This window comes from Bifidobacterium sp. UTCIF-1 (assembly GCF_006408915.1).
Lineage (GTDB): Bacteria > Actinomycetota > Actinomycetes > Actinomycetales > Bifidobacteriaceae > Bifidobacterium > Bifidobacterium reuteri.
Window position 1 is genome coordinate 62,628 of record NZ_JFAG01000010.1, and the last position, 13,947, is coordinate 76,574.

Annotated in this window: 12 protein-coding genes and 1 other RNA gene; 2 read left to right on the plus strand and 11 right to left on the minus strand. The window is 61.8% G+C overall.

Features of this window, described 5'->3' with window-relative positions; all coding sequences use genetic code 11:
- Window positions 1-6: 6 nt before the first annotated feature.
- From rnpB to BW09_RS05790, 8 genes are all read right to left on the minus strand, one after another.
- An RNA gene (gene rnpB, locus BW09_RS05755) (RNase P RNA component class A) lies at window positions 7-379 on the minus strand.
- Window positions 380-517: 138 nt separating this feature from the next.
- Window positions 518-1,189, minus strand: coding sequence for a regulatory protein RecX (locus BW09_RS05760; protein ID WP_140462354.1), 672 nt, complete (start codon window positions 1,187-1,189; stop codon window positions 518-520).
- 6 nt (window positions 1,190-1,195) lie between these two features.
- Window positions 1,196-2,413: a recombinase RecA gene (recA, locus tag BW09_RS05765; RefSeq protein WP_223847858.1), complete on the minus strand. Its 1,218-nt coding sequence runs from the start codon at window positions 2,411-2,413 to the stop codon at window positions 1,196-1,198.
- A 263-nt stretch (window positions 2,414-2,676) separates the two neighbouring features.
- Entirely contained in the window at window positions 2,677-2,910 is a 234-nt protein-coding gene (locus tag BW09_RS05770) for a DUF3046 domain-containing protein (RefSeq protein WP_044088859.1), read from the minus strand.
- A gap of 99 nt (window positions 2,911-3,009) precedes the next feature.
- Window positions 3,010-3,528 (minus strand): helix-turn-helix domain-containing protein, encoded by a 519-nt coding sequence (locus tag BW09_RS11280; protein WP_044088858.1) that lies wholly within the window; start codon window positions 3,526-3,528, stop codon window positions 3,010-3,012.
- A gap of 198 nt (window positions 3,529-3,726) precedes the next feature.
- Window positions 3,727-4,242 (minus strand): CinA family protein, encoded by a 516-nt coding sequence (locus BW09_RS05780; RefSeq protein ID WP_140462355.1) that lies wholly within the window; start codon window positions 4,240-4,242, stop codon window positions 3,727-3,729.
- A gap of 3 nt (window positions 4,243-4,245) precedes the next feature.
- Window positions 4,246-4,881: a CDP-diacylglycerol--glycerol-3-phosphate 3-phosphatidyltransferase gene (gene pgsA, locus BW09_RS05785; RefSeq protein WP_044088856.1), complete on the minus strand. Its 636-nt coding sequence runs from the start codon at window positions 4,879-4,881 to the stop codon at window positions 4,246-4,248.
- Between the two features lie 87 nt (window positions 4,882-4,968).
- Window positions 4,969-7,968, minus strand: coding sequence for a DNA translocase FtsK (locus BW09_RS05790; protein ID WP_140462356.1), 3,000 nt, complete (start codon window positions 7,966-7,968; stop codon window positions 4,969-4,971).
- Between the two features lie 135 nt (window positions 7,969-8,103).
- On the opposite strand from BW09_RS05790, the gene BW09_RS05795 reads away from it, so the two are divergent.
- Complete coding sequence (locus tag BW09_RS05795) at window positions 8,104-8,850, plus strand: Fic family protein (protein ID WP_258185010.1); 747 nt, start codon at window positions 8,104-8,106, stop codon at window positions 8,848-8,850.
- A 98-nt stretch (window positions 8,851-8,948) separates the two neighbouring features.
- On the opposite strand, the gene miaA is transcribed toward BW09_RS05795, so the two are convergent.
- Entirely contained in the window at window positions 8,949-9,941 is a 993-nt protein-coding gene (gene miaA, locus BW09_RS05800) for a tRNA (adenosine(37)-N6)-dimethylallyltransferase MiaA (RefSeq protein WP_140462358.1), read from the minus strand.
- Window positions 9,942-10,231: 290 nt separating this feature from the next.
- Window positions 10,232-11,686, minus strand: a complete 1,455-nt coding sequence (miaB, locus tag BW09_RS05805) for a tRNA (N6-isopentenyl adenosine(37)-C2)-methylthiotransferase MiaB (RefSeq protein ID WP_181161777.1) — start codon at window positions 11,684-11,686, stop codon at window positions 10,232-10,234.
- A 264-nt stretch (window positions 11,687-11,950) separates the two neighbouring features.
- Between miaB and BW09_RS05810 the strand changes: the two genes are divergently transcribed.
- Complete coding sequence (locus tag BW09_RS05810) at window positions 11,951-12,691, plus strand: GTP pyrophosphokinase family protein (RefSeq protein ID WP_181161778.1); 741 nt, start codon at window positions 11,951-11,953, stop codon at window positions 12,689-12,691.
- Window positions 12,692-12,790: 99 nt separating this feature from the next.
- On the opposite strand, the gene BW09_RS05815 is transcribed toward BW09_RS05810, so the two are convergent.
- Window positions 12,791-13,846 carry a DMT family transporter gene (locus BW09_RS05815; protein WP_140462447.1) on the minus strand — a complete coding sequence of 352 codons (1,056 nt, stop codon included), beginning with the start codon at window positions 13,844-13,846 and terminating at the stop codon, window positions 12,791-12,793.
- Between the last annotated feature and the right edge of the window lie 101 nt (window positions 13,847-13,947).

The window sequence follows — 13,947 nt, forward strand, 5'->3', positions numbered from 1 at the left end:
AAAGATGATATGAGACCCCTTATACCCCGGGTTCTGTCGTGCCGCGCGAATGCGCTGCACGGATGGCCATCCATCTCGACCTGACGTCGCCGACAGGCTCTAGCAGCCTACCCGATGACACGGGCGAGCAGCCCTTACCGCCATCTGCTTGGCCTTGCTCCCGATGAGGCTTGCCATGCGGCCTGCTGTTACCAGCGGCCCGGTGGTCTCTTACACCGCCGTTTCACCCTTACCCGTCGAGGACGGGCGGTCTGTTCTCTGCTGCGCTATCTCTCAGGTCACCCTGGGCGGACGTTATCCGCCATCGTGCTCTATGGAGCCCGGAAGTTCCTCAGCCGATCCCAATGAAGATCACGGCCGCGGCCATCAAGAGGTCTCAAGCCTGCAATTATACATACGGCATGGAGAAGAACCACGGTCGCTTCGAGGAGCCAATCGACGGCAAACCTCTATCGCACTTCGGCAACAGCCATGCCGGCGACTCTCCCTATAGAGAGGACCACATGGAAATCAGCAGCTATCTCAACAGTTCTGCAGCAACTTCTCGAAGGATGGCCGGGTTGTGCCCTTTGCGTCCACCCGCGGCCCAGAAGCGACGCTGACGCACCTGCCGGTCGAGGCCTTGCGTCTTGCGCGCCACACTACGCCCCAATTCCCACGCCGCTTCCTCGAACACGCCGTTCTGTTCGGCCTCCTCGGTCACCTGCGACGCCAGCATGCGATCCACGCCTTTGCGGGCAAGTTCCATGGCTGCGCCGCGCCGCCCCATCATGCGGTTGGCGCAGATCCGGACCACCGATTCGGCGTACTCGCGGTCATCCAGCAGCCGCACTTCAATCAGCCGTGCTATCACCCGGTCTGCGACGTCTTCGGCATATCCTTTGCCGACGAGACGGTCTCGCAATGCCCCGGATGACCGGGGAGCGGCATCGAGCAGCCTCAACGCCGCCTCCCGGCATGCGTCCTCATCCTCATTCGGGGCATTCGGAGCCTGCGCATCAGCCGACGCCCCGCCGGCTGATGCGCTCCTGTGGCATCTTTCCGAAGCACCACCGAACAGTGAGTGTCGTAAACAATCCGGGGCCGATGACACGGCAGACGCCTCAGCTTCAGCTGTTCCTGCATTCCCTGGTACAGCATGTCCGAGGACGGCAGGATTGCGCTGAAGGAATTCAGCGGCATCGATCATCGCGCGTCAGACCTTCGCGGTGGCGTCTTTGGCCGCCGTCTGGGCAGGTTTCTCCGCGGTCTTGTCCGACTTCTGCCGTGCGGCCGCCGCCTTGCTGTCCTTGGCCTCATCGGCGGCAGCAGCCTCGCTTGCAGCAGCAGCTGCCGCGGCCTCCTCGTCCTCTGCGAACTGGTCGGATGGCGCGATAAGGCCGAACTGGGCCTTGACCTTGTTCTCGATCTCCTCGGTGATCGCCGGGTTGTCCTTGAGGAACTGCCGGACCTTCTCACGTCCTTGGCCGAGCTGGTCGCCCTCATAGGTGAACCATGAGCCGGACTTCTTGACCACGCCTACCTGCTGGGCCATGTCGATGACCGACCCTTCACGGGAGATGCCCTCGCCGTAGAGCATGTCGAATTCAGCGGACTTAAAGGGAGGAGCCATCTTGTTCTTGACCACCTTGACTCGGGTGCGGTTGCCCACGGCCTCGTCCCCGTTCTTGATGGTCTGGATACGGCGGATGTCCATGCGCACCGAAGCGTAGAACTTCAACGCCTTGCCGCCGGTGGTGGTCTCGGGGTTGCCGAAGAACACGCCGATCTTCTCACGCAGCTGGTTGATGAAAATGGCGGTGGTCCCCGCCTGGGACAGCGCGCCAGTCATCTTGCGCAACGCCTGGCTCATGAGCCTGGCCTGCAGGCCGACATGGCTGTCTCCCATATCGCCGTCGATCTCGGCCTTCGGCACCAATGCCGCCACCGAATCGATGACGATGACGTCCAATGCGCCGGATCGGATCAGCATGTCAGCGATCTCCAACGCCTGCTCGCCGTTGTCCGGCTGGGAGACGATCAGCGAATCGGTGTCCACGCCCAGCTTGCGCGCATAGGAAGGGTCAAGCGCGTGCTCGGCGTCGATGTACGCGGCCACACCGCCCTTCTTCTGGGCGTTGGCGACAACATGCAATGCCAATGTGGTCTTGCCGGAGGATTCGGGACCGTAGATCTCCACAATGCGCCCCTTGGGCAACCCACCGATGCCCAGCGCCATATCAAGCGCTAGCGAACCGGTGGGAATCACCTCGACGTTCTGTTCCGGCCTGTCACCCAGACGCATCGCCGAACCTTTGCCGAAGCTCTTCTCGACCTGCGCCAACGCGGCATCCAGCGCGGCCTTGCGCTTGGGATCGAGCTCGTGTTCGGCAGCACCGGTTGGTTGCGGTGCCGACTTGGTCTCCTGTGCCATGATCTTCTCCTTATCGAAGTCGTAAGCGGTTGGTCACTCCCACCGTATGCAAGAGCAACCTCATGCGGCAAGCCCGACGGACCTCTGTGGTTCCAGCTTCGTGGCCCATGCCCCTCCTCAGAGCGACAGCCCTACTGCCGTAAGGCGTTACTTCAGGTCAGCGCCGCCATGCACACGGTTGTGGCTTCATCTCACTGTGGATAACTATAGAGCAACATACGAACATCTGTTCGAATTCTTGTGCGACACGCCGAAAACACGCCTCATGCGGCCGGCATCGGTGGAGCATTGTGGTCGTGCCCCCAGCGCCTCGAATCAGGAACTTCCATCTGATCGCATAGCACGTTCCACACCACCCGCGGTTCTTCCCCAGCGTCGAGCGCCTCAAGCACCGTCATATTCGCCAATTTGGGCATGCGCTGATCGCGGGCCAGCGAGCGGCCATAGCTGCGGCCGAACACCTCTTCGAGCAATTCCCAGAATTCACGTTCACGCATACCCGAAAGTGTGCCACGACCCGGCGAATATCCGGCAACATACAACAGGGCCTGTGACGAATACCACCGTCACAGGCCCCACAGCAGCCTCACAAATGATTACCGCTCATTGACCGAGTCAAGATAGTCGGCAACCATGCGCAGCATCTGTGCAGTGCTCACACCAAGCGAATCGGCTATGGAGCTCAGCAGTTCGGAGCTGGCCTCCTTTTGGCCGCGCTCCACCTCGGAGAGGTAGCCGAGAGAGACGCCTGCCTTCTCGGACACCTCGCGCAACGTGCGACGGTCGCGTGTGCGCAAATCGCGGAGCACGTGACCGATAGCCTCACGCAGCGACACGTCATGCGCTTCGGATTCGGCAGCTACGTTCTGCACAGCCGCAGGGCGGGACTTGGCGTATCCGGCCTCCTCGTCCTGCCACATACGTTCGCGTGCTGCCGCACGTTCATCGCGGGCCTTCTTCGCGGCCTGTGCCTTCAATACCTGCTGCTGCGCGAACATCACCGCGCGGCGCTGGGCCGGGGTGAGTTCCCGCATACGGGCAACGCCCGGCTGCACTCGCATCGGGTTCTTGACGGCAACATCCATCTGCTCATCCGCCCGCGTCATCGTTTCCATCGCCTTAGCCCCCTTCCAGGCCTGTTCAGTGTTTCCATACAGTTCAACACCATGCACCACGGGTTTTATTCCTGAAAAGTTGCTGTAAATAGACTCAGGTTTTGCTTAAGGCGTGTATCGCATCGGTCATTCGCCGGTGAAACGGCCACCGAAACCGCAACCTAGTATGCCGAATCGTCCCCGGAACAGGCAACCCAACTATCCGAGCCACGCACGAAGCCGCTCGAGCATATGCAGCACGGTGGCATGGCGGATGCCCTCACGAGTGCCCGAAAGCCGCAATTCCATCGCCTCGACATGCTCGCCTCGATCCGCAGCAACGTCTCGCGGTATGCGGAACCCCACATATACCAATCCGGCCGGCTTGTCGCCATCAGGGCCGGGACCCGCCACACCGGTGGTGGATAGCCCGATGACATGGCCTGCATAGTCCGGCTGGTCATACAGCCTCGCCGTCGCCACCGCCATCTGGCGGGCCACTTCGGGGTGCACCGCCCCCTCGCGGTCGAGCAATGCCTTGTCAACGCCAAGGATGGATGCCTTGGCGTTGATGTCATAGGTCACCGCCGACCCCAGAAACACGCGGGATGCACCGGGAACACGCACGAAGGCGTCCGCGAGCAGACCGCCGGTCAGCGATTCGGCACAGGCGATTTTCACACCGCGTGATTCACAGATCGCCAATACGGCTGCAGCAAGGTCATCGGCATTCATCGTTCAGCGCTTGTTCGGGGCCACGAAGGTGTTGTACAGGTACACGCCACCGGAGTACAGGCAAAGCACCAAAGCCACATAGATCACCGTGTAGGTCAGGAAGTAGTAGGCGGTGAGCCACAGCGGAGTGGTGGCACTGCCGTCCAGAGCCCACATCGGCAGCAACAGCATGGACAGGCCCACACACTGGAACACGGTCTTGAGCTTGCCGGGCCATGCGGCGGCGATGACCTTGCCACCCGGACGCTCCATCACGAAGAAGCGCATCACGGTGATGCCGATCTCACGAATCAGGAACAGAATGGTGACCCACCAACCAAGTTCTCCGAACACGGAGCACACGATCATGGCACCGCAGGTCAGCAGCTTGTCCGCAATAGGGTCCATGAGCTTGCCCATTTCGGTGACCTGATTGTATTTGCGGGCCATCCAGCCGTCGATCTTGTCGGTGGACGCCGCGATGATGAACAACACCGCCGCAATCCAACGGAATGTCAGGTTGTCGGCGCCCCATTCACCGGCCAGAGCGTCCAGCACCAGAAAGATGATCACCAGCACGATGCGCGAATAGGTGACCAGGTTCGGCGCCGCGTTCCATCCGTCGAAGATGGAGGCCTTGGGTGTGCCCTGCTTGTCCATTGCTTCATTAGTCATAATGTTCACGTTACCCCCATACTTCTACGTTAGGTAAAGGGAAGCTGAAAGCTGCTCTGAAAAGCCGAGCCGTTACTCGCCGAGCTCGCCCTGGGCTGGCTGGGAAGGGTTCAGCGAGCTGGTCTCGCCGCGGATGAACGCGAGGACCTGCGGCAGGTCCTGGGGCTGCACGAGGACCTCACGGGCCTTGGAGCCTTCGGACGGGCCCACCACGCCACGGGTCTCGAGCAGGTCCATGAGACGTCCTGCCTTGGCGAAGCCCACGCGCAGCTTCCTCTGCAGCATCGAGGTGGAACCGAACTGGGAGGTGACCACGAGCTCGGCGGCCTGGAGCAGCACGTCCATATCGTCGCCGATCTCCTCATCCGGCTCCATGCCGTTCTTCTTCTCCACCTCCTTGGCCATCTCCTCGATGTCCTCGCGGTATCTCGGTTTGCGCTGTGTGCGCACGAACTCCACTGCCTTGCGGATCTCCGATTCGGACACCCACGACCCCTGCACACGAATCGGCTTCGCGGAACCCATCGGCAGGAACAGGGCGTCGCCCTGACCGATCAGTGTCTCGGCGCCGACGGTATCGAGGATGACTCGCGAATCGGTGGCCGAGGACGTGGCGAACGCCAGACGCGAGGGGATGTTGGCCTTGATCAGGCCGGTCACCACGTCCACGGACGGGCGCTGCGTGGCGAGCACCAGATGCACGCCGGCGGCTCGCGCGAGCTGCGTGATGCGCTGGATGGAGCTTTCCACATCGTTCTTGGCCACCATCATCAAGTCGGCCATCTCGTCGACCACCACGAGGATGTAGGGATAGGGTGCCACCTTGCGTTTGGAGCCCAGCGGCGCATGCACCTTGCCGGCGCGCACGGCCTCGTTGAAATCCTTGACATGGCGGAAGCCGAAGTATTCCAGGTCGGAATAGCGTGAATCCATCTCCTTGACCACCCATTCCAGAGCCTGTGCGGCCTTCTTGGGATCGGTGATGATCGGGGTCAGCAGATGCGGGATGCCCGCGTACGCGGACAGCTCGACACGCTTGGGATCCACCATGATCAGACGCACCTGCTCTGGCGTGGCACGCATGATGATGGACGTGAGCATCGAGTTGATGAAACTGGACTTGCCGGAACCGGTGGCGCCGGCCACCAGCAAATGCGGCATCTTGGTCAGGTCGGCGGTGACGAAGTGCCCCTCCACGTCCTTGCCGATACCGGTGAGCATCGGGTTCGGGTCGCCCACCGCCTTATCGGAGCGCAGTACGTCGCCTAGATGCACGATTTCGCGGTCCTCGTTCGGGATTTCGATGCCGATGGCGGATTTGCCGGGAATCGGAGACAGGATACGCACATCCGAACTGGCCACCGCGTACGCGATGTTGCGCTGCAAATTGGTGACCTTCTCCACCTTGACGCCGGGGCCAAGCTCGACCTCGTACTGGGTCACCGACGGGCCGCGCAGGAAGCCCACCACCTTGGCATCCACGTTGAACTGTTCGAATGTGGAGGTCAAGGCCCGAATCACGCGGTCGTTGGCCGGGGTGCGCATGGCATGGGGCTGGCCTTTGGCGAGCAGGTTCAGGTCAGGCAACTGGTAGGGACGATTCGCGTCGTCATCGGTGCCGGTTTCGCCATCCGCAACCGCACCGGACTGTCCAACGCCGCTGCCATCCGCGTCGGCCCCGGCATAGGGAGCGGTCGCATTCGCGCCAGCGGCCGCGGCACCTGCAGCGACAACAGCCGCGGCTCCGGCAGCCTGCAAGGCACTGGGGGCCCAGGGGTCATTGTCCGCTGTGGTACCGGACGGCATCGCTGTAGTGCCGCCGGGACCGCCCGCAGTACCGGAACCGCCCGCGCTGGAAGGCATGGCCACTGTGCCGCTGCCGCTGGCGACCACCCGCGGCAGAACGGCGCCGGCCGCACCAGGCAGGACGGGCACGGTGCCTGCAACAGTCGCGGCATCGGCCGCATCATCGGCGAACGGCGCGTTACCTGCCACATGAGGACGGCCATCATAGGAGGATGACGCAACCGTGCGCCCTCCGTCATGTTCCCCGAGAATCTCACCGGTGGAGGGATCCACCACCGGTGTTTCGGCGGTGGCCCCATGCCGGCTCGCCGCCCGGTCGAAGGGGTCGTCGGCGGCATACCGGTCAAGTGTCTTGTCGCCCTCGTCTTTGGGCTTGCGACCGAAAAGCCGTGTGAAGAAACCAGGCTTGGACGGGGATGCGTCTTTCCTCTCCTCGTCATCGTCACCGTTATGGGTCGGCACGCCATCCGCGAACGCCAGCGTGGTGTCGCCGACACGCACCTCATTGGGGAACTGGCTGCGGTCATCGTCGCCGTCATCCGCATCCTGTCCCTTGGGCGCATAGGGCTTGCGCTGGATGAACGCCATCAGCTTGCGCGCATCCTCCGGCAGATCGGTGACGTGGGTGCCGGTGATCATCATGACGGAGAACAGGCCGAACACCACGAACACCACGATGGCGAACGCTGAGGACAGCCCCCACGCCAGCGGCGAGCCCAGGAAGAACCCGAGCAGACCGCCGGCGGATTGCAGCACGGTGATATCGAAGCCGGGATGATTCGCGGCGAGGGCCACATCGATGATTGAGCAGATGGACCACATCAGCAACGCCCATCCGGTGATCACGCGAGGGTTGCTTGAACCTTGGCCCGAGTTGCGCATCAGCCGAATTGCCACAGCGGCCAGCAACACCGGAAGCACAACGCTCATCACGCCGAGCACGCCGGAGGCCAGGGCATGCAGGAACTGCCCAAACGGCCCATTGACGCGGAACCATTCGGAAGCGCAGAAGAGGATGGCGAGAACGAGCAGCATGAAGCACAAACCGTCACGCCGATATGCCGGGTCGTATTCCCCCACACCGGCGATGGCGCGAACGCCAGAACCCAGCGCACGCGGGACAGCGAGCAGGAGCTTATGCCATAGCGGCTCAGGCTCCGCGTCGAGTTCCGGTTGGACTGCGGTCTCCCCGTCATGCGTCGAGGTATTGCCACCGCCACGGGTCTTGCGGGATTGTGTGCTATTGGAGGATGCTGTACGTGCCATATCGCGTCTGATTCTACATGTACGGGGGTTCATGTCGCCGTATGACATGTTTCATGGCTTATCATGGGTTCCATGACACCCGCAGAGCGTGCGAGCGCAGTCGCATTTGCACTCAGGAACTGCGCACTGGAGGCGATGACGCCGGGCGAAGCGACGATGCGCGCCGCGGCCGCCTATGAGCAGGGCGTCCAGGATGTGAGCCATCTCATCGACGTGGCCGACGAGCAGACGGCCATGCGCCTGAACATCCTTGGGCCGAACGGCGAGAACCGTCTGTCGGACGGCAGCCTTGACGATCATGCCGCGAACCGTGCCGACGCGGTCTTTGCGCGCACGGTGCTGCTGGCGGAACGGCGTTGGAATCCCTCCGGCGATCTGGATGAGCTTGTGGCGATCCACCGAGGCCTGTTCGAGGGAGTGTTCGATGACGCCGGGAAACTGCGCACATCGAACACCACGCGCGAAATCACCAATGACCGCGCCCGCGCCAACAATCCCGAGGCCTTTTTCCCCGCCGGACTCATAGAGACCGGGGCGCACAACATCGCGATGGAGCTGGCGGACAACCGCAATCTGCATGCCTTGGACAGGGATGTGTTCGTCCACAAGTTCTCGGTCATATATGACGAGCTGGGCTATCTGCACCCGTTCCGCGGCGGCAACGCGATGGTGCTGCGCATCTTCGGCTCCCGTCTCGCGCATGACGCGGGATGGGATCTCGACTGGGGCATGGTGACACGTGAGGCATACCGTGCGGCCAAACATACCGCCTACCGTGGCGACATCAGCGCATTCGAGCGCATGTTCGAGGCGATGCTGCGTCCGGCGAATCCGACGCGCGTGTTTTTGATCTCCGGCTGGAATCAGGGCCCTGCGCACTGAATGTATGCCGCCTAACGGCTGCGATCTCTCCCTCAGTCAGCTTCGCTGACAGCTCCCTCGTCAGAGGAAGCCAGAGCAGGAAGCCAGAGTAGGGTGTTTCAGGCTGAGGCGATGTCCCCCAGATGGTGTTGAACATAGGCATCAGCCTGTGCATCGATGGGATCGTAATCGCCGGCATCGGCATGGGCGATGATGGCCATCGCGTTGTCGACAAGCTTCGGATTCAGCGCCTGAAGCCAATGGATGCGTGGATCACGGCCGAACCAGCCCATCTGCTTGCGTGCGAGACGCTTGGTCTTCTGGGCTATATCGGCAAAGGCGTCGTATTCGTCCCAGATGCCGTCCAACAGGTCGATGATCTGCTGATAGCCGAGCGCACGCACGGCGGTGGCACCAAGATGCGGGCGTAGGCGCCGCACCTCCTCCACGAAACCGTTGGTCATCATCTGCTTGGTTCTCAGATCGATGCGCCGATCCAGTTCCTCACGGCTCAGGTCCAAACCGATCTGCACCGATGGGATGACATACCGATACCGCGGAAGACTCGCCGAGTATGGTTGTCCTGTAAGCTCGATGACCTCCAACGCCCGTATGGTGCGACGGGGGTTATGCGGGTCCATTCGCGCAGCGGCCTCAGGATCCTTGGCTTTGAGTTCGTCGAACAACGCGCCTGAGCCCTCGGTCTTCTCCCTCTCCTCATATTTCCTGCGCACGTCGGGGTCGGTGCCGGGGAAGGTGATGTCATCGATGGCCGCCCGCGCATACAATCCCGACCCGCCGACGAGAATCGGCCTGACGCCACGCGATTGCAAGTCGGCGATGGCTTCGCGGGCGAGCTGTTGGAAACGGGCCACGCTCATCGACTCTTCGGGATCAATGATGTCGATAAGATGATGCGGCACCGCAGCCTGCTCTTCGGCGGTCGGCTTGGCGGTGCCGATATCCATGCCGCGATACATCTGATAGGCATCCGCGTTGACGATCTCGGCCCGTTCGCCTTGCGCCGCCAGTCGTTGGGCGATGGCGATGCCGAGACCTGTTTTGCCCGAAGCGGTCGGGCCGACTATGGAAACGACTCGTGGAGCTTGCATAATCCTCTTCACTCCCCTCAGTCCGCTTCACAGCGGACAGCTCCCCTCAACGAGGAGAGCCAACGTACAAACTAGTGGTCTGTCTTTTAAATAATTGAGAGATTCAGCTTTTTCTCCCCCCCAGTCAGCTTCGCTGACGGCCCGTCCTGCAATCAGGGACGCGCTCCACGCGCAGCCTGCTGGCTCGCCTGTCGGCTCGCACGTTGCCTACAAACAGCTCCGCTGTTTGCTTCACGGCAACGGTCCGTCAGAGGGGGCCGGCACCAATCAACCAATTACGAGATGGACCACTAGTGGCGAACCGAATATGTCTGTCCTGCGGCGAGTTCGGGGTCCGCCAGCAGATTGTGCCGTCCGGCGTGGGTCACGGTCACCGTCACGAAATCGCCGATCTCCGGTACCGGCTGCCCTTGCGGCACGCCGATATGCACCAGCACCCCGGTTCTCTCGCGCCCAGTGACGCGATGCGTGTCATTGTCCTTCTTCCCGAGTTTGCCGGTGATCATCACCTCGACGTCACGGCCTACGAAGCTTTCCATGTTCTCCTGGGTGATCTCCTCCTGCAGAGCCACCAGACGGTCGAAACGCTCCTGCACCACGTCACGGGGAATCTGAGGCATGGAGGCCGCCGGCGTGCCGGGTCTCGGCGAGTAGATGAACATGAACGCGGTGGAGAACCGCGCCTTGCGCACCACGTCCAACGTGGCCTGGAAATCCTCCTCGGTCTCGCCGGGGAAGCCGACGATGATGTCAGTGGAGATCTGCGCGTCCGGCATGGCGGCGCGGATACGGCCAAGGATGTCGAGGAACTTGGCGGAACGATACGACCGGCGCATCGCGCGCAGAATGCGGTCCGACCCCGATTGCAGGGGGAAATGCAGCTGGTGCATCACGTTCGGGGTCTCGGCCATCGCGGCGATCACATCATCGGTGAACGCCGCCGGATGGGGCGAGGTGAACCGCACGCGCTCCAGCCCCTCGATGTCACCGCAGGCGCGCAGCAGTTTGCTGAAGGCATAACGGTCGCCGATACCGTACCCATAGGAGTTCACGTTCTGCCCGAGCAGCGTCACCTCTTTGGCCCCATTGGCCACGCACCGGCGGATTTCCGCGAGCACATCGCCGGGGCGACGGTCCTTCTCCTTGCCGCGGGTGGTGGGCACGATGCAGAAGGTGCACGTGTTGTTGCAGCCCACGGAAATCGCCACCCAGGAGCTGACGCGGGATGCGCGGGCGGCTGGCAGGTCGCTCGGGAATTCCTCGAGCTTGTCGCTGACCCGCACCTGGGGCTTGTCGGTGACGCGATTCTGCTCCAGCAGTCTGGGCAGATCCTCGATGTTCTTGGTGCCGAACACGGCGGCCACCCACGGCTTCCGCTTCGCGATCGTCTCCCGGTCGAGCTGGGCCATGCATCCGCCCACGGCGATCTGCAGGTTCGGCCGCTGCATCTTGATGCGGTTGAACAGGCCGATCGTGCCGTACATGCGTTCGGCGGCGTTCTCCCGCACCGCGCAGGTGTTGAGCACAATCACGTCGAAATCATGGGAATCGATCTGTTCCTGGGTGGCCGGCACATATCCATTGGCCTCAAGCACGCCGGCGATGCGTTCGGAATCATGCACATTCATCTGGCATCCGAGCGTATGGATATGAAATACGCCCTTGCCGCGCTCCCCTGCTGCGATTTCCGCACCGTCAGCCTCAATCGAGACGCGCTCCGCCTCGGTCATCATGTCTTCATTCATAAGGTGCGATTCTATCCAGTGGGTTCGTCATGGAGACAATGCCGCGGCAATTTCAGGTATGCCCATGACCTACGGCATCGAGACCGCCCGCCCCGAACAGCATCAGGCAGCACCGAACATCATCGGACAGGATCCTGTCCGGTATCGAATACGCAGACGGATCCGGGATACTTGCGGATACCTGTGGGCCACGATCGGATAAGCATGTGCGACTTGAGGAGATTGTGCGCCGGCATTCAGTCCACGACAAGCAGGAACGGTATATTGGTGGTCGTGATACTTGACCGTCATAACCGTCTCAACACCGCCGACCTGAACGCCCGTCTGAAGATGCTCGACCTGCCCGGAGGCAGCTTCGACGCCAATCAGATCACCGAATTCATCGATCTGATGCAGGTCTACGAGGGAGCGATGTATGAGATCAGCACCAAGCTGGAGATTCTCGACGACGAATTCCAGGTGCGTTTCAGCCATGATCCGATTCACCACATGGAGCGCCGACTGAAATCGGTGAACTCCATCATCGGCAAGCTGGAGCGCAAAGGGCTGCCCGTCAGCGTCAACGCCATCAAGGACAACCTGTTCGACGTGGCGGGCATCCGCGTTATCTGCAATTACCGGGACGATGTCTATTCCGTATCCAACTATCTGTCTTCGCAGTCCGACATCCAGGTGCTCCGTGTCAAGGACTACATCAAGAAACCCAAGCAGAACGGATACCGTTCGCTGCACGTAATCTACGCGGTGCCGGTGTTCCTTTCCTCGGGCGCGCATTACACGCCCGTGGAGGTGCAGTTCCGCACCATCGCCATGGATTATTGGGCGTCACTGGAGCATGCGCTCCGATACAAGACCGACCTGCCGGACACCAAGCTCAACGAGCATTCGCAGACGTTGCTGGACTGCTCGCGCAGCCTGCAGAACATCGAGGTGCAGATGCAGAACATCCATCGCGACATCAATGGCGCGCCTCAGGTGGGAGAGGCACCGAAGACCTCGGATTGACATGCAGGCAGGATGGCGTGGACAGTGGCGTGGACATAAGGACATCATGAAGCGGCTCCGGCCGACCAGATACGCCGCATCCACCGCCGACAACCAAACTTAGGAAGCCCTTCTGCTGTCCAGGAACTTCGGGAGTTTGGCGGGGGCTTGAGCCAGCAGCGTGCCGAAGAAGATCAGCGCGCAACCGAGGTAGCCGCGCGGGGTCATGACCTCGCCGAGGAAGATCGCACCACCAACGGCCGAGAAGAACGATTCGAGGCTCATCAGCAGGCTGGCCCGCGTGGGCGGCACCCACTGCTGCACCACCGCTTGCAAGGTGTAGGCAATGCCCACCGATCCAATGCCGGCATACAGAATCGGCAGCCAGGAATGCGCCGCCCCGACCCAATCCACCGAGCCTTCAATCATCGAGCCAATCCAGCTCAGGACTGAAGTGGTGCAGAACTGGCCGAACGACAGGACGATGGCGTTCACCTTGGAGCCTAACGTGTCGATGATGAGGATATGGGCCGCGAACAGCACGGCAGTGAACAGCAACAGGATGTCCGCAAAGCCTATGGAGCCGAACCCGTCGGTGACGCACAGCAGGTAGAAGCCCACGACTGCAAACGCCACGGCCGCGCCGACCAGAATGCCGATACGACGGCGGAGGAACACGAAAGCCAGCAGCGGCACCATCACGATGTACAGGGCGGTGAGGAATCCGGCCCGACCGGCCGATTTGCCGTAGAGGATGCCGTATTGCTGCAGGGTGCTCGCGGTGAACAGCACCACTCCGCACAGCACGGAAACCACGATTGGATTGGCGAGCCATGCCGCCCAGAACGGCACGGCGTGCGTGCCATGCGCGGATGCGTCTTCTAACGTATCCGGCGACACTGAAACAGGTCGCCCGGAGTCAGCATCCGCAGAGCCTCCGATCTCGACGCTGTCGGCTCCGGCAACCCCCGCAGCAGTCGTTGCATCATCCACGGCGGCGACGGACGATCCCACACGCCCCCGCCAGCGCTGCCAAATCAGAATCGGCACAAGAGAGAGCGCGCCCAACGTGAATCGACTGGCGTTGAAGAACAGCGGCGACATGGAATCCATGCCCTGTACCTGCGCCACGAACGCGAAACCCCAGATCAGCGCGGTCAACAACAGGCAGAACATACCCATAAGCTCTTGTCTTCTCATGGGGCACCAACCTAACTCGCGTTTGTGTCGGGCATGAAAAAGCCCGGCCACATTGTGGTCGGGCTTGCTGTACCGCA